Origin of the sequence: Nocardia sp. NPDC051052 (genome assembly GCF_044456045.1) — a bacterium.
In the GTDB taxonomy this organism is placed as follows: domain Bacteria; phylum Actinomycetota; class Actinomycetes; order Mycobacteriales; family Mycobacteriaceae; genus Nocardia.
In genome coordinates this window covers 140990-156436 of sequence record NZ_JBITFL010000006.1, presented here as the reverse complement: position 1 = coordinate 156436, position 15447 = coordinate 140990, and the positions used below count along the sequence as shown (strand labels likewise).

General features: G+C 67.2%; 14 protein-coding genes. 9 read left to right on the top strand and 5 right to left on the bottom strand.

Annotated elements, in window-relative coordinates:
- Positions 1-85: 85 nt before the first annotated feature.
- A complete protein-coding gene (locus tag ACIBCN_RS21865) occupies positions 86-475 on the bottom strand; it encodes an ATP-binding protein (RefSeq protein ID WP_396993452.1) in 390 nt (129 codons plus the stop codon).
- Between the two features lie 207 nt (positions 476-682).
- On the bottom strand, positions 683-1150 hold the full coding sequence (locus tag ACIBCN_RS21860) for an SRPBCC family protein (RefSeq protein ID WP_396993451.1): 468 nt from the start codon (positions 1148-1150) through the stop codon (positions 683-685).
- Positions 1151-1497: 347 nt separating this feature from the next.
- On the opposite strand from ACIBCN_RS21860, the gene ACIBCN_RS21855 reads away from it, so the two are divergent.
- From ACIBCN_RS21855 to ACIBCN_RS21835, 5 genes are all read left to right on the top strand, one after another.
- On the top strand, positions 1498-3669 hold the full coding sequence (locus ACIBCN_RS21855) for a catalase (RefSeq protein ID WP_396993450.1): 2172 nt from the start codon (positions 1498-1500) through the stop codon (positions 3667-3669).
- Between the two features lie 69 nt (positions 3670-3738).
- Complete coding sequence (locus ACIBCN_RS21850; RefSeq protein ID WP_396993449.1) at positions 3739-4740, top strand: iron-containing redox enzyme family protein; 1002 nt, start codon at positions 3739-3741, stop codon at positions 4738-4740.
- A gap of 31 nt (positions 4741-4771) precedes the next feature.
- Positions 4772-5425, top strand: coding sequence for a HemK2/MTQ2 family protein methyltransferase (locus tag ACIBCN_RS21845; RefSeq protein ID WP_396993926.1), 654 nt, complete (start codon positions 4772-4774; stop codon positions 5423-5425).
- The gene (locus ACIBCN_RS21840) at positions 5403-5612 is read left to right on the top strand and encodes a CDGSH iron-sulfur domain-containing protein (protein ID WP_396993448.1); all 210 of its coding nucleotides are present in this window, start codon (positions 5403-5405) and stop codon (positions 5610-5612) included. Before ACIBCN_RS21845 ends, ACIBCN_RS21840 begins: the two co-directional genes overlap by 23 nt.
- A 49-nt stretch (positions 5613-5661) precedes the next feature.
- A complete protein-coding gene (locus ACIBCN_RS21835) occupies positions 5662-6966 on the top strand; it encodes an APC family permease (protein ID WP_396993447.1) in 1305 nt (434 codons plus the stop codon).
- 60 nt (positions 6967-7026) lie between these two features.
- On the opposite strand, the gene ACIBCN_RS21830 is transcribed toward ACIBCN_RS21835, so the two are convergent.
- Both ACIBCN_RS21830 and ACIBCN_RS21825 read right to left on the bottom strand, forming a co-directional pair.
- Positions 7027-7638, bottom strand: a complete 612-nt coding sequence (locus ACIBCN_RS21830) for a flavodoxin family protein (RefSeq protein ID WP_396993446.1) — start codon at positions 7636-7638, stop codon at positions 7027-7029.
- Positions 7639-7680: 42 nt separating this feature from the next.
- Complete coding sequence (locus tag ACIBCN_RS21825) at positions 7681-8520, bottom strand: SDR family oxidoreductase (protein ID WP_396993445.1); 840 nt, start codon at positions 8518-8520, stop codon at positions 7681-7683.
- A gap of 442 nt (positions 8521-8962) precedes the next feature.
- Between ACIBCN_RS21825 and ACIBCN_RS21820 the strand changes: the two genes are divergently transcribed.
- The 4 genes from ACIBCN_RS21820 to ACIBCN_RS21805 are packed head-to-tail and all read left to right on the top strand — an operon-like array spanning position 8963 to position 13000.
- The gene (locus tag ACIBCN_RS21820; RefSeq protein ID WP_396993444.1) at positions 8963-10057 is read left to right on the top strand and encodes a glycosyltransferase family 1 protein; all 1095 of its coding nucleotides are present in this window, start codon (positions 8963-8965) and stop codon (positions 10055-10057) included.
- Positions 10054-11166 (top strand): glycosyltransferase, encoded by a 1113-nt coding sequence (locus ACIBCN_RS21815; RefSeq protein ID WP_396993443.1) that lies wholly within the window; start codon positions 10054-10056, stop codon positions 11164-11166. Before ACIBCN_RS21820 ends, ACIBCN_RS21815 begins: the two co-directional genes overlap by 4 nt.
- A complete protein-coding gene (locus tag ACIBCN_RS21810) occupies positions 11163-12179 on the top strand; it encodes a glycosyltransferase (RefSeq protein ID WP_396993442.1) in 1017 nt (338 codons plus the stop codon). Before ACIBCN_RS21815 ends, ACIBCN_RS21810 begins: the two co-directional genes overlap by 4 nt.
- Positions 12176-13000, top strand: coding sequence for a glycosyltransferase family 2 protein (locus ACIBCN_RS21805; RefSeq protein ID WP_396993925.1), 825 nt, complete (start codon positions 12176-12178; stop codon positions 12998-13000). The genes ACIBCN_RS21810 and ACIBCN_RS21805 overlap by 4 nt, the downstream gene beginning before the upstream one ends.
- 4 nt (positions 13001-13004) lie before the next feature.
- Here ACIBCN_RS21805 and ACIBCN_RS21800 read toward each other — a convergent pair whose 3' ends face one another.
- On the bottom strand, positions 13005-15443 hold the full coding sequence (locus ACIBCN_RS21800) for a molybdopterin oxidoreductase family protein (protein WP_396993441.1): 2439 nt from the start codon (positions 15441-15443) through the stop codon (positions 13005-13007).
- Positions 15444-15447 lie beyond the last annotated feature (4 nt).

The window sequence follows — 15447 nt, the reverse complement described above, 5'->3', positions numbered from 1 at the left end:
TTGCCGTCGAGCGGGTATCGCCGAGGCATACGGAAAGCCCGCTCACGAAGCGACTCCCGACGAGCGAGCCGGATAATCGAGCGGCTCACCGGTCCCCGAGTTCGGCCCACATGGTCTTACCGTCGCCGTGATAGTCGACACCCCAGCACGCGGCCAACCGCTCGACCAGGAGCAACCCGCGACCACCCGTGTGATCGGGCCTGCGGATCCACGGCCGCACGGGCGAGGCGTCGTCGACTTCCACCCGGAACCGCGCGGCGCCGGTCATGAGTAACCGGCAGGCGCCGGCGGGGCGGGCGTGCCGCAGTGCGTTGCAGGCCAATTCGTCACACACCTGCACCGCGTCCTCGACCACTACACCGGGACAACCGGACAGCAGGCGCCGCGCCGCCGCCCGGACCTCCCGCAAACCTACTGTCTCGAGGTCGAACTCCAGCTTGTCCACGTGCGCCGGGCTCCCTGTAACAGCGTGCACCGTCACCCTCCGTTCGCTCGCCGAATACCGCCTTGCCGCAGACACATCCGCTTACTGACGGAATACCCTTGCGCACCTGGGAAAAAACGGTGAACTATCAATTCGCTCGATACCGGGCGACAGCGTCCGCCCGGACTGGCGGGCCATCGCGAAAACTCTTCTGACGTGGGCGGTTCGGCCCGCCGTGCACGGGCCGAACCACGGTGCTCAGTTCTGGGCGGGCCGGCCTACGTCGCCACGCCACGCGCCGGTCTCGTGACCGTCGCGGTTCTCGATAAACGTCTTGAATCGCTTCATATCGCCCTTCACCCGGTGGTCGAGGATGCCGAGCTTGTCCGCGACGTTCTCCACGAACCCGTCCGGGTCGATATCCAGCTGGGCGGTTACCCGGGTGGTGTCGTTGTCGAGCCGATGAAAGGTGATCACCCCGGCGTGCGTAGGACCGGTGTCCGACGCCCACGCGACCCGTTCGTCGGGGTTCTGTTCGGTGATCGTCGCGTCGAATTCCTTCTGCACGCCAGCGATATTGATCTTCCAGTGGGTGTGGGTGTCATCGAGCTGGCGGATCTCCTCGACCCCCTCCATGAAGCGCGGGAACGACTCGAACTGGGTCCACTGGTTGTAGACCGTGGAGACGGTGGCCTTCACATCGACGGATTCGGTAATAGTGCTCATCAGGCAACTCCCATGCATCGGATTGTCGGCCGGTGAACGATCCAGCTGATCGTTCGTGCGGCGGCGCGGAATTTGCTCGCCGCCATAGCGGGCGTGTGGCCGGGGTCTGGGACCACTACGGCCCGAGTTGTGAGGTGTTGCGGCCGTGGACGTTACGTGCATACCCGTCGATGCCGCGACAAAACGATGAGAAAACGATGCAAGTCCGAGAGTCGTTGTCCGGGCACGCAGCTGTTTGTTTTCCACCTGGAAGGGCATAGCCGGTCCGGCAGTCAGGACTGCGTACGCCGAGTTCGCGACCGCCGATGAGAGCCTTTCAGCCCGTTCTGCACAGGAGGTGTCAGCACATGCCCGGATCCACCCGCCCGTCGAAGGCCGCTCCGCAGCCCCTTGCCCCAGGCGTACCTGCCGGCGAGGCGGCGCAGGCCACCGAGCCGACCAAGCCCCGCGAGCCGTTGCCGCCGAAACCCGACCAGGCGGCTCCCCGACCGAGCACCCCCACGGGCGCGCCGGTCGACGCGCCGGCCGAGGCGATGGGTCAGCAAGGCGCCTTCCTGACCACAGCGCAGGGTGCGCGACTGACCGACACCGATCATTCGTTGAAGGCAGGCCCGCGCGGGCCGCTGCTGCTGCAAGATCACCATTTGCGCGAGAAGATCACCCACTTCGATCATGAGCGCATCCCCGAGCGGGTCGTGCATGCCAGGGGCGCGGCGGCGCACGGAGTGTTCACCGCCAACGGTGCCGCGGCGAAGATCTGTTGCGCCTCGCTCTTCGAAAAGGGCAAGGAGACACCGGTTTTCGTGCGTTTCTCCACGGTGCTCGGATCCCGTGGTTCGGCCGACACGGTACGCGACACCCGCGGCTTCGCGACCAAGTTCTACACCGACGAGGGCGTCTTCGACCTCGTCGGCAACAACATCCCGGTGTTCTTCATCCAGGACGGCATCAAGTTCCCCGACATCGTGCATGCGGCGAAACCGCATCCGGACCGCGAGATCCCGCAGGCGCAGAGCGCCCACGACACCTTCTGGGATTTCGTCACGCTGCATACCGAGGCCACCGCGCACACCCTGTGGAACATGTCCGACCGCGGGATCCCGCGCTCGTATCGCATGATGGAGGGCTTCGGGGTCCACACCTTCCGCCTCATCAACGCCCGGGGCAAGACCGTCCTGGTGAAGTTCCACTGGAAGCCGAAACTGGGCGTGCACTCCTTGCTGTGGGAAGAAGCCCAGATCGCCGCGGGCGTCGATCCGGACATGCACCGCCGCGATCTCGCCGACGCCATCGAATCCGGCGCGTTCCCGCAGTGGGATCTGGGCGTCCAGGTGTTTCCCGACAACGAGGAGCAGACCTTCGAGGGGATCGACCTGCTCGATCCCACCAAGCTCGTCCCGGAAGAGCTGGCGCCGGTGCAGGTGATCGGCACGATGACGCTGAACGCCAACCCGGCCAACTACTTCGCGCAGACCGAACAGGTCGCATTTCACCCGGGCCACCTCGTGCGCGGTATCGACCACACCGACGACCCACTGCTGCAAGGTCGCCTGTTCTCTTATCTCGACACCCAGATCTCGCGCCTCGGCGGGCCCAACTTCGCGCAACTCCCGATCAACCGGCCGCACGTCGGCACCAACGACATGTTCCGCGACGGAATGCACCAGACCGCAGTGCATTCCGGCGTCGCGCCGTACCGCCCCAACAGTCTCGACGGGGGCTGCCCGTTCCTGGCAGGCAACAAGGACGCCGCGCTGATCGAATATCCCGAAGCGGTCGCGGGAAAGAAGGTGCGCGAAGCTCCCGAGAGTTTCGACGACCACTTCAGCTCGGCTCGAATGTTCTACGCCAGCCTGACATCAATCGAACAAGCGCACGTCGCCAAGGCCTACACCTTCGAATTGGGCAAATGCTACGAGAAGGCGATCAAACAGCGAGCGGTGACCGTGCTGCGCCAGATCGACGAGCAGCTTGCCCAGACCGTGGCAGCGGGTCTAGGCCTGCCACTGCCGGGAAAGGCAGGCAAAAAGATCAAGGTGGCGGTCTCGCCCGCGCTCTCCCAGATCGGTGGCACCTGGCCGAGCGAGGGCCGGATCATCGGCATTTTCGCCGACGCAGGCACCGACCTCGCGGACCTGTCCGACACGCTCGTCACCATCGCCGGTCAGTCGATGACACCGTTGGTCATCGCCTCGCACGGTGGTGAACTCGTGAAGGGCAAACAGCAGGTAGTGGTGTCGCGCACCCTCGACACCGCCCGCTCCGTCGAATTCGACTCGCTCGTGATCGCGAGCACCGTCGGCGACCCTCGGCTGGCCCTGCTCCTTCAGGAGGCACACCGCCACCTCAAGGGCATCGCCTACACCCCGGCCGGTGCCGACGCGGTACGCGCCGCCGGGATCGCGGACGGCTCCGCCGGTGTCGAAGCGGCCGACACCGTCGCCACCGCCTTCGATGCCTTGTCCGCTCTCCTGCCGGAGCATCGAGTCTGGGCAAGGGCCGCCGAATACGGCGACTGATCCCGCGGATGCGGGCAAGGTCTCAGGAGTTCGCCGCGTCGAACGCCTGCGCTGGGGTACGCCGACGCTATGACTACCTCCCACGTCACCGAGATCGGTACCTTGCCCGCACCACGTGGTGAGCTGTCCGCAGGGGTCATCGATGTGTTGTCCCGGGCTCCCGGCAGCACTCCGCCGCCACTGCCCGACCTGGACCCTTACGGCGAGGACTTCCAGCTGGCTCTGCACACCTGCTATGAGCTGCATTACCACGGCTACGGCGCGGTCGATGAGGGCTGGGAGTGGGATCCGGGATTGCTCGCGTTGCGTGCGGCCATGGAGCAGCACTATCTGCGCGCGTTGCACGACGACGTCGTCGGCGGGACCGACCTGCACGCCGAGCTCGAGCAATTGCTCACGGTCCCGGCCGAGGAAACCGGGCTCAGCGTGTTCCTGCGCGACGAGGGCGAACTATGGCAGCTGCGTGAGTATTTCGTGCATCGGTCGATCTACCATCACAAAGAAGCCGATCCGTACGCGTGGGTGATTCCCCGGTTGCGTGGTCAAGCCAAAGCATCGCTGGTCGCGGTGGAGTTCGACGAGTTCGGCGGCGGGCGCGGCGAGCGCGTACATGCCCAGCTCTACGCCGACCTGCTGGCCGGCGCCGGGCTGCACCCCGGCTATCTGCACTATCTCGATATCGTGCCAGCGCCGATGCTCGCGCTGGTCGACATGATGTCGTTGTTCGGTCTGCATCGCGCCTGGCGGGGCGCGCTGGTCGGGCATTTCGCGACCGTCGAGATCACCTCCCCGCCCGGTGCCGCCCGGATGGCCCAGGCACTGGGCCGCTGGGACGCCGACCCGGCCTGCGCGCTGTTCTATCACGAACACGTCGAAGCCGACGCGGTGCACGAGCAGGTGATGCGCGCCGTGATCGACGACCTGTTGGCTCGCGAACCCGAGCTGCGGGCCTCCGTGGTCTTCGGAATTCAGGTGACCAACCTGCTCGAGGACCGTTTCGCCGATCATGTGCTCGGCCGATGGCGCGCGGACGGCACCTCATTGCTGACATCGCTCGGGGACCGTGATTAGACCTCGAACGTCAGGGCATTTCCGCCAGGTGATGTTGATCCGCACCCCAAACGTTTACCGGCCCCAGTCGGACACCTGGCTGCTCGCGGAGGCGCTGGCCGAAGCGGCGCTGCCCCGCGGCGGCCGGGCCGTGGATATCTGCTCCGGGACCGGCGCACTAGCGGTGCACGCCGGCCTGGCCGGGGCGAGCTCGGTCACCGCGGTCGATATCTCGCACGCAGCGGCCGCCGCCACCTGGCTCAACTGCCGCCTGCACGGCATCAAAGCCGAAATACTCTGCGGTGACTTCGAAAAGACCTTGGCACACCGCCGATTCGACGTATTACTTGCCAACCCGCCCTACGTTCCCGCGCACCATCGAGAGCCGGTGCGGGGACGCACCCGGGCCTGGCATGCCGGCCAGGACGGCAGGTCGATTCTCGACCGGCTCTGCGCCCTGACTCCCACACTGCTGTCCGCGAACGGCACCGCACTGATCGTGCACTCCACGGTCTCCGACCCTGACCTGACCATTTCCCAACTGCGCGACGGCGGGCTGAAAGCCGCCGCGGTCGCCCGCGCGACCATCCCGTTCGGACCGGTGATGCGCCGGTGCTCGAACCACCTGCTCGCGTCGGGGCTGATCCAGACCGGGCAAGAGTACGAGGAATTGGTGGTGATCCGTGCCGACAAGACCCGAAAATGACCGGCGGCGAATAACATTCACCGACGACGGGCCCGCGCTCATCGAAGGCCCGGTCGAAGTGATTCGCGCGGACGGCACCCGAATGACCTGCGACCGATTCCAGGTCGCCTTGTGCCTGTGCAAACGTTCGAAGAACTACCCGCTCTGCGACACCAGTCACCGTCGACGCAGTCGCGGCAGCGAATGATCCGCTGCCGTTTCAGCTTCGACGGAGAACTGCTGGGTATTGACACCGCATGACTGTCGGGTTGAAGCGCGCGGTGACCACTCCCCTGCTGTACTTCTTCATTCTCGGGGACGTCCTCGGAGCCGGGGTGTACGTACTGGTCGGATCGATCGCCCGCGAATCGGGTGGCGCGGTCTGGCTGCCGTTGCTCGTCGCCCTCGGGCTGGCCACGCTCACCGCCGGTTCCTACGCCGAGCTGGCCACTAAATATCCGCGGGCGGGCGGCTCGGCGCACTATGTCACCACCGCGTTCGGTCCCGCGGCGGGCTCCTTCATCGGTTTCTGTATGCTCGCCGCAGGCATCGTCTCGGTAGGCGCGCTGACCAGGGCCTTCGCCGGGGACTACCTCCAGGAGCTGGTCACGTTGCCGACCCTGGTCGTCATCGTGGTCTTCCTGGTGTTGCTCGCCGCGCTCAACATCCGCGGCATCAAAGAGTCCCTGGGCGCCAACGTGGCGGCCACGCTGGTGGAACTCAGTGGCCTGGTCCTGATCATCGGACTCGGTGCGTGGGTGATACTGCGAGGCGACGCCGATCTGGATCGGCTCGCCCAGGTGGGCACCGCGGAGCACGGCGCGGTCGGCGCGGTGCTGGCCGGCACAGTATTGGCGTTCTATTCGTTCGTCGGGTTCGAGACCTCGGTGAACCTGGCCGAAGAAGTCAAAGATCCACGGCGGTCCTATCCGATCGCGCTGTTCGGCGCGCTACTCACCGCCGGTACGGCGTATGTGCTGATCGGTGTTGTCGCCAGTGCCTGCGTACCTACCGAACAGTTGACCCGGTCCAGCGGGCCCCTTTTGGAGGTCGTCCGGATCGCCGGTGCGGTACCGGAATGGTTGTTCAGCGTGATCGCCTTGGTTGCTGTAGCCAACGGTGCGCTGCTCACCGGCATCATGTCCTCGCGGTTGGCGTACGGCATGGCCAACGACGGCCTGCTGCCGCCGGTCCTCGGGCGAATCTTGCCCCGGCGACAAACACCATGGGTGGCGATCCTCACGACCGCCACCCTGTCGCTGATCCTGGCGCTGACCGGACAGGTCGACTCGCTGGCCGCCACCTTGGTGCTGTTGCTGCTGTTCGTTTTCACCGGCGTCAACGCGGCGGTGCTCGTGCTGCGTCGCGAAGCGGGCGAACCCGGCCACTTCCGGATCCCGACCGTCGTTCCGTGGCTCGGCTTGGCTTCCTGCCTCTTCCTGTTCACTCGAATCGACGGCGGAGTCTGGCTGCGCGGACTCATCTTGGTCGCCCTGGGCGGCGTGCTCGCGGTCGTGAACGCGGCGCGCGCCCGGCGGGAGAGCGCGATCGAAGTCGGTTGAGCCGACCTCCGGCGGAAGTGTCGGCCCGAAAACCCCTCCCCGCAGCGGCATCGGCGACTGCTATTCGTAGGCGGGGTAAACCCCCGCGCCCAGCAGCCGTGCGAGATGAGCGGCGTTGCGCGCCATGGCTTTTGTCGCCGACACGATCCGGTCCGGCACCGGGTCGAGGTCTCGATAATCGGTGCCGCCCATCGCTTCCCCGTTCCAGTAGGTACATCCCTGGGCAGGAACGGAGAATCCGATGTCGTTGAGGGCCTGGAACAGGTCGCCGACGATCTTGTGCGCCCCGTCCTCGTTACCGACCACCGCGGCGATGCCGACCTTGCCGACCATGGAAGGCCTTCCCGCGTCCCCGGTTTCGGATAATTCCGCGTCCAGCCGTTCGAGCACCCGCTGGGCGACCGACGACATGTGCCCCACCCACGTCGGCGTCGAGATGAGCAGAATGTCCGCGGACAGAATGCGTGCCCTGATGTCGGGCCACTGGTCGCCGGAACCTTCGTCGGTGCGGACCCCCGGGTGCACGTCGTAGTCCACCACGCGCACGATCTCACCCTTGATATCGCTCTCGGCCAGCGCGTCCAGCGCGTGCCGGGCGATGAGGTCGCTACTGGATTCCGCGGGCGACTTCTGCAACGTACACACCAACGCGAGGGCGGTCGGATTTGTCATGATATTCGGTCTCCTGACTGGGTGATCGGGGAAATGCACTGATCAAAGAATCGGGCGGCCGCCAGTGACGGCGATCCGCGCGCCGGAGATGTAGCTGCCGTCGTCCGAGGCCAGCAGCACGTATGCCGGGGCGAGCTCGGCGGGCTGGCCCGCGCGTCCGAGGGGCGTGTCGTCGCCGAACTGGGTCACCTTCTCCACCGGCATCGTCGACGGAATCAGCGGCGTCCAGATCGGCCCGGGCGCGACACTGTTGACCCGAATGCCCTTGTCCCCCAGCAGTTGAGCGAGACTTGCCGAGAAGTTGGCGATGGCCGCCTTGGTGGCCGCGTACGGCGCCAAGGTCGGCGAGGGCATGTCCGAATTCACCGACGAGCTACCGATGATCGACGCGCCGGACGCCATGTGCGGCAAGGCCGCCTTCACCAGATAGAAGTAGGCCCCCACGTTGACCTTGAACGTGTAGTCGAATTCTTCGTCCGGGATCTCCTCGAGCGTCTCGTGCGTCATCTGGTAGGCGGCATTGCTGACCAGTACATCGATGCGACCGAATTCCGCGACGGCCCGGGCGACCACCTCCCGGCAGTGGCCGGGATCGGAGATGTCACCGGGGACCAGTACCGCTTTGCGACCGGCTTGCTCCACGAGCTCGGCGACCTCCTTGGCATCCCCGTCCTCATTGAGATAGGAAATCAATACGTCGGCACCTTCCCGCGCGAACGCGATGGCAACCGCACGGCCGATACCGCTGTCGGCCCCGGTGATCACCGTTGCCTTACCGGTCAATTTCCCACTACCCCGGTAACTCGCCTCGCCGCAGTCCGGCGGGGGCGACATCCGCGACTGCACGCCCGGAACTTCCTGTTGCTGTTCGGGAAAACCCATGGTCGATCTCCTCCTGACGGCAGACAATTCCTGTTCCCGCACCGCCTACCCGGTGATCGCCGCTCCAACCAGGCCAGGGTTTGTGTGTCAGTGCGACAAACCGCCGGTTCGGCGAAGTCCGAAAAAGGGATCCCCTCGATGACTCGGCCCGCCGCCGCGGAAATGCACCCGGAGCATCCTGAGCTCGCTACGTGGACAAGCCCTGGCTCCTCCCGGACCGTCACCGGCGTAGCGCGAACACATCCGGCACCGCAAACGGTTCGACGGTTTAACCACCCCGGCAGGGTGGAATGGCGCACCTAGATCAACCTCGCGGCAAACGAGCCACACGATCATCCGGAAAGGGGTGCGAAGCCATGCCGATCCTCGAAGATGAACGGCCCACTATCGACACCGGTGCTCCGTGGAAGTCCGATGTCGTTCTCGCCGAATCGTTGTCGGGATGACCGCCGTCGCCAGCGCGCAACCGCACGCGCGCACTACGACACTGCGGGTCGCGTCGGTGCCCGCGTCGCACGTCTACGTCCGGCATCTGTCGCCCGTCGACGGGCACGACGGCGTGGTGCGGCTGCCCGATCCGCGACCGGCCGACGGCCGCACGGTTCCGGGCGGCTGGTGGCCACCGGTCATGCTCGACCCGCAGTGGATCCGCCGCAATCACCGCAGCTTCGATGTGTTCCACGTGCACTTCGGCTTCGACTCGGTCGAGACCGAGATGCTCGCCGACATCGTCGGCGAATTGCGCGATCACGGCAAGCCGCTGATCTACACCGCGCACGACCTCCGCAACCCGCACCAACCCGATCCGCGCGGCCATCGAGAACAGCTGGACGTGCTCATTCCGGCCGCCGACCGGATCATCACCCTCACCCCTACCGCGGCGGCGCAGATCGAGCGGCAATGGGGTCGGCGACCGGACGTGCTGCGCCATCCGCACGTCGTGCGGCAGGAACTCGTCGAGCTGCCCCGGCCGGCCCAGCCCTTCGTGCTCGGCGTGCACGCGAAAAGCCTTCGCGCCAATATGGATCCACTGCCGATCCTGGACGTGCTCGCCGACACCATCGCCACACTGCCCGGCGCGGTGCTGCGCGTCGACCTGCACGACGAACTCTTCGATCCGGGCAACCACTGGTACGACCCGGACGCGGGCGCGGCCATCGTCGATGTCGGCCGTCGGACCGGAGTCGAGGTCCGCATCCACGAATACTTCACCGATGATCAACTGTGGCAGTATCTTTCGTCGCTGACCGCGTCTCTGCTGCCGTACCGTTTCGGCACCCATTCGGGGTGGCTGGAGGCCTGCTACGACCTCGGCACCGCGGTCATCGCGCCGAGCTGCGGCTGCTATGCCGAGCAACGGCCTTGTGCGGTCTTCGATTTCGACGAGGCCCAGTTCGACGCCCGTTCGCTGGAGCGCGCGGTCCGTGCGGTGTACGAGGGCAGCGCCGACCGTGCCGACTGGCCGACACGCCGAGCCGAGCGTACCGAGTTGGCCGCCGCGCACCGCGCCATCTATGAACAGGCACTGGCCCGATGACGGCGGCCAGCGGTCTGTCCGTCGCGCTGCTCGCCTCCAACCGGCACCCGATCAAGCAACCCTTCGCCGGTGGGCTCGAAGCGCACGTGTGGCACCTGGCCCGCGCCTTGCAGGCGCGCGGTCACCGGGTGACCCTGTTCGCCGCCGACGGCAGCGATGGCGCGGCCGCGGATTCGGCGTTGCGGGTGCGCGCGTTCAGCCCGAGTGCCGCCGCGGCCGCCGATTCGTCGATGCCGCCGAGACAGTTTCTCGCCGACCACCACGCCTATCTGACGGTGATGACCGAGCTCAGCGCGATCGGGCCGACGTCGTTCGACGTCATCCACAACCACAGCCTGCACTATCTGCCGGTCGCGATGGCCCCCACGCTGGGCGTCCCGATGCTGACCACCCTGCATACGCCGCCGACACCCTGGCTGGAATCGGCACTCGATGTCAGCAAAGGGCTCGGCTCGGCTTTCGTCGCCGTCAGCAAGCACACCGCGCAAGCGTGGCGCCAGGTCGTGCGGGTCGCCGGCGTCGTGCCCAACGGGATCGACCTGCGCGCGTGGCCGATGGGTTCCGGTGGCGTCGACCTGGTGTGGTTCGGCAGGCTCACCCCGGAGAAGGGCGCCCACCTCGCGGTCGCCGCGGCGCGCCGGGCCGGGCGGCGGCTGCACCTGGCAGGCCCGATCAGCGATGCCCGGTATTTCCGCGACACCATCGAGCCCGAGCTCGACGAAAACACGCGCTATCACGGTCATCTCGACCAGGCCGCGCTCGCCCGTCTGGTCGGATCGTGCGCTGCCGCGCTCGTCACCCCGCTGTGGGACGAGCCGTACGGCCTGGTCGTCGCGGAGGCGCTCGCCTGCGGCACGCCGGTCGTCGCGTTCGAGCGCGGCGGGATTCCGGAGATCGTGGATTCGGACTGCGGCAGGCTCGTCGCGCCCGGCGACATCGACGCCCTGGCCGCGGGCGCGGCACAGGCCGCGACGCTCGCGCGCGCCGACGCACGCGACCGAGCCGAAGCATCGTGCGGCATCACCGCCATGGTCGACACCTACCTGCAGCACTACCACCAACTCATCGCCACCCCGGACTACAGCGAAACCCGCGAGGGGGCAGCATGATCGGCTACTACATCCATCATCACGGCGCCGGCCATCACATCCGCGCTCGCACCATCTGCGCCGAACTCGCGGCGCCCGTCACCGCCCTCACGTCCCGATCGATCGACGACTCGGCTTTCGCTCGGACCGTCGTGCTACCAGCGGACGACGCGGCGGCCGACGTGCTGGACCCCACCGCCGCCGACCGCCTGCACTGGGTTCCCAAAGGCGATGCGGGACTGCGTGATCGGATGACCACCATCTCGGACTGGATCGCCGCCGAACGGCCCGCCGCCATCGTGGTCGACGTGTCTGTCGAAGTCGCGCTGCTGGCCAGGCTGCACGGCGTGCCCGTGATCACCATGGTCCTGCCGGGTACCCGCACCGACGCCCCGCACAACCTTGTGCACGACATCGCCGACGCGCTACTGGCCGCCTGGCCACGAGCGCTTTACGACCCGTCCTGGCTGCACGCCTACGCGGACAAAACCCACTACCTCGGCGGCGTCAGCCGATTCGCGGCGCGGCAACCGAGCGCGCGGCGCGCTCGCCCCGCGCGGCCGACCGTGCTGGTCCTCGCCGGCGCCGGCGGGAGCCGTTTCACCGCCGCCAGTGTTCGCGAATGCGCCGACCGCCATCCGCAATATCGTTGGCGCACAGCCGGGTTGGACAACTGGGTAGACGATCTCTGGCCGCGCCTTTGTGTCGCCGACGTGGTCATCGCGCACGCGGGGCAGGGTGCGGTCGCCGATATCGCGGCCGCCGCCAAACCCGCGGTCCTCATTCCCGCGGACCGGCCCTTCGGCGAACAGCACGCCACCGCGACAGCTCTCGCCGACGCGGGCCTCGCGGTCACGGTCGACGCATGGCCCGCGCCGCACGAGTGGCCCGCGCTCATCGAATCCGCGCTGCGCCTGGACGCGCGACGTTGGTGCGAGTGGCGCACGCAGGGTGCCGCAGCCCGAGCGGCCGCCGTCATCGAACAGGTGGCCCGCGCCGGTGCCCAGCCCACCGCGTGCGCACCGGTCGCGTGAAAACCACGGTCATCACCCTGGCGTCGGGCCGAATCAACCACCTGCGCAACCAATTCCGCGGGCTCGCCCAGAGCACGACGACGCCGCTTCGGCACATCGTGGTCGCCATGGGTGATCCCGAAGTCCTCGACCTCTGCCGGCGGCACGCCGCGCACGGCGTCTGGATGGACGCGCGGCCACCGCGACTGCCGCTGGCGCAAGCCCGCAACCTGGGTGCCACGACCGCGATCGGGGGCGGCGCCGAACTCCTCGTCTTCCTCGACGTCGACTGCATCCCCGACCCCGGCCTGATCGACCGCTACCAGGCCGCCGCGGCCGCCGAATCGCTACTGCTGTGCGGACCGGTGACCTATCTGCCGCCCGCTCCGCTCGGCGGTTACGACCTTTCGACGCTGCGCCGTCAGCGGGCCCCACATCCGGCGCGGCCGGACCCACCGCCGCATACGCACAGCGACAGCACCGATTTCGACCTCTTCTGGTCGCTGTCGTTCGCCGTCACCGCCGACACCTGGCGCCGCATCGGCGGCTTCTGCACCCGCTATCACGGTTACGGCGGTGAGGACACCGACTTCGCCTACAAGGCCGCCGCCGTGGGCGCACGCCTGCGCTGGGTCGGCGGCGCGGACGCCTATCACCAGCACCACCCCGTCTCCGACCCGCCGATCGAGCACCTCGCCGACATCCTCACCAACGCAACAACTTTCCATCGCCGCTGGGGTCGCTGGCCGATGCGCGGCTGGCTCGACGATTTCGCCACGGCCGGGCACATCAGCTATGACCACGCGGCTCAGCGATGGGACCTGGTCGGCGCCCCGCGATAGTGGCTTATCGCGCAGCAGCCGGGAAGGCCTCGTAAACCGCGGCGGCCGAGCCGCCTACGGTCGCTGGGATCGCGGGGTCGAGCGGCGCCGATGCCGCGGTGGTCGGCGCCGGCGACGGCCCGGCGGCACGTTCGAGTCGTCGCGCGCGGGCCACGCTGGTCTTGAAGAGCGGTTGCTTCGACGCCGGATCCCACAGCGTCGGGGTGAGTTCGTTGGCCGCACGATGATGGCCGGAGCCATCGCCGTCCCAATAGCCGTAGTGGAACGGGACGAACAGCACGCCCCGGCGGATCCCGCTGAGCCGCGCCTTGGCGTGCAGGCTGCCACGCGGCGACGACACCTCGACGAGGTCGCCTTCGCCGATGCCGAGTTCGTCCGCGTCGTGGCGTGAGATCTCCACCCACACTTCCGGAGCGGCGGCCTCGAGCTGCGGTGCGCGGGCGGTCTTGGTGCGGGTGTGGAAGTGATAGAGAGTGCGGCCGGTGATCAACGCCAGCGGGAACTCGGCGCCCGGACGTTCCTTGGCCGGATGGTATTCGGCCGCCTTGATTATCGCTTTCGCGTCCGGATTCAGCGCACGGTATTCCTCGGCGTCCAGTGGTGTGCCGGTGACAACGTCTTTCCCATAGGTCTCGCAGTAGTCCGGCGCACTCCAGAATTTCCCATCCGCGTACAGACGCTCGGTTCCTTCGGGATGCGCTGTCGTGCACGGCCATTGGATGCCCGATCCGCCGCGCAGCAGGGCGTAGGTCAGCCCGGTGTAGTCACACGGCCGCCCCGCCGAACATTTCTTCCATGCTTCGAACGCCGACTCCGGATCGTGCCAGGCCGGCAACGGGTCGCCATCCTTGTCCCGGAATTCCATCCGGCGTGCGTAGTCCAGCAGGATGTCGAGGTCGGATCTGGCCTCCCCCGGTGGTTCGATGGCCTTGTCGGACAGGTGAACTGTGCGATCGGCGTTGGTGAACGTCCCGGTTTTCTCACCCCAGGCCGCTGCGGGCAAGACCACGTCCGCCAGCTCGGCCGTCTCGGTCAGGAAGATGTCCTGCACCACCAGGAACAGGCTTTCCTTCGCGAGAATCGCACGGACCCTGGCCAATTCGGGCAGCGACACCGCCGGATTGGTCGCGCTGACCCACAGCATCCCGAGGCTGCCGTCCTCGGCTTTGCCGAAGATTTTCATCGCGTGGGTCGGCGGTTCGTCGTGGGCCAGGTGCGCACGATCGACATTCCACAGCTCGGCCAGCTCGGCGACGTGAGCATCGTTGGCCCAGTTACGAAAACCGGCGAGGTCGCCGTCGGCGCCGCACTCACGGGTGTTCTGCGCGGTCGGCTGGCCGTTCATCTGCAGCACTCCGCAACCAGGCCTGCCGAGCATCCCCCGAACCAGATGAATGTTGTTGACCTGCACCGACGCTGCCGTCGCCTGGTGCGACTGATAGAACCCTTGCAGCACGGTGGACAGCAGACGCCTTGCGGTACCGAGTATCTGGGCCGCCTCGCGCAGTGCGGCGGCTTCGACGCCACAGATCCGCGCCACCGCCTCCGGCGGGTAATCCGCCACGCACGAGCGCAATTCAGCGAACCCGACCGTGTGCGCGGCGATGTAGTCGTCATCGATCCAGTGATTGGCGAGTAGCTCGTGCAGCAGCCCGTTCATCAGCGCCACGTTCGTACCAGGCAAGGGCGCGAGATGCACCGTCGCGTGGGCGGCGACCGGCGTCGGCCGCGGATCCACGCAGATCAGGCGCGGCGGGTTCGGTCCGGCGAGCCGGTCCAGCATTCGCGACCAGAGCACAGTTTGGGTTTCGGCCACGTTGTGGCCGTACAACGCGATCACGTCGGCGTGGTCGATGTCGGAGTAGGAGCCGGGCTGGCCGTCACTGCCGAAGGACTCCTTCAGCGCTTCGGCCGCGGTCGCCGTGCACAGTCGAGTATTGCCGTCTAGGTGGTTGGTGCCGATACCGCCGCGCGCGATCACGCCCAAGGTGTAGTACTCCTCGAGGAACAACTGTCCGGAGGTGTAGAAACCGATCGCCTCGGCTCCGCGTTCGGCCAATAGCGCGGTGCTCCGCCGCACGATCTGGTCCATCGCGGTGTCCCAATCGGTTTCCACCAGTTCGCCGTCCCGGCGGATCAGCGGACGGGTAAGGCGATCGGGTGCGGCGTTCGCCTGCCAGCCGAACAGATCCTTCGGGCCCAATCGACCGCGATTCACCCGATCGGCCACGCGGCCACGAACCCCGACGATCGCGCCGTCCTGGACCGCGATATCCAAGCCGTCACCGTTGGAATGCAACACCGATGCCGACTGCACCCACCGAACAGCGGCAGCGTCCACGCCAGCGGCGAGGTACAAATCCACACGGGCAGGCCAGCTGTCGCCCGCACCGTACGGCGTGCGCTTACCCCAAGGCTCCGCTATCCGATCTCGCCGCTCCATACCC

What these genes read in the sequence shown, in the direction of transcription:
- ACIBCN_RS21860 (WP_396993451.1), bottom strand. Translation starts at nt 1,150, where the DNA reads ATGAGCACTATTACCGAATCCGTCGATGTGAAGGCCACCGTCTCCACG.
- ACIBCN_RS21855 (WP_396993450.1), top strand. Translation starts at nt 1,498, where the DNA reads ATGCCCGGATCCACCCGCCCGTCGAAGGCCGCTCCGCAGCCCCTTGCC.
- ACIBCN_RS21850 (WP_396993449.1), top strand. Translation starts at nt 3,739, where the DNA reads ATGACTACCTCCCACGTCACCGAGATCGGTACCTTGCCCGCACCACGT.
- ACIBCN_RS21845 (WP_396993926.1), top strand. Translation starts at nt 4,772, where the DNA reads ATGTTGATCCGCACCCCAAACGTTTACCGGCCCCAGTCGGACACCTGG.
- ACIBCN_RS21835 (WP_396993447.1), top strand. Translation starts at nt 5,662, where the DNA reads ATGACTGTCGGGTTGAAGCGCGCGGTGACCACTCCCCTGCTGTACTTC.
- ACIBCN_RS21830 (WP_396993446.1), bottom strand. Translation starts at nt 7,638, where the DNA reads ATGACAAATCCGACCGCCCTCGCGTTGGTGTGTACGTTGCAGAAGTCG.
- ACIBCN_RS21825 (WP_396993445.1), bottom strand. Translation starts at nt 8,520, where the DNA reads ATGGGTTTTCCCGAACAGCAACAGGAAGTTCCGGGCGTGCAGTCGCGG.
- ACIBCN_RS21820 (WP_396993444.1), top strand. Translation starts at nt 8,963, where the DNA reads ATGACCGCCGTCGCCAGCGCGCAACCGCACGCGCGCACTACGACACTG.
- ACIBCN_RS21815 (WP_396993443.1), top strand. Translation starts at nt 10,054, where the DNA reads ATGACGGCGGCCAGCGGTCTGTCCGTCGCGCTGCTCGCCTCCAACCGG.
- ACIBCN_RS21810 (WP_396993442.1), top strand. Translation starts at nt 11,163, where the DNA reads ATGATCGGCTACTACATCCATCATCACGGCGCCGGCCATCACATCCGC.
- ACIBCN_RS21800 (WP_396993441.1), bottom strand. Translation starts at nt 15,443, where the DNA reads ATGGAGCGGCGAGATCGGATAGCGGAGCCTTGGGGTAAGCGCACGCCG.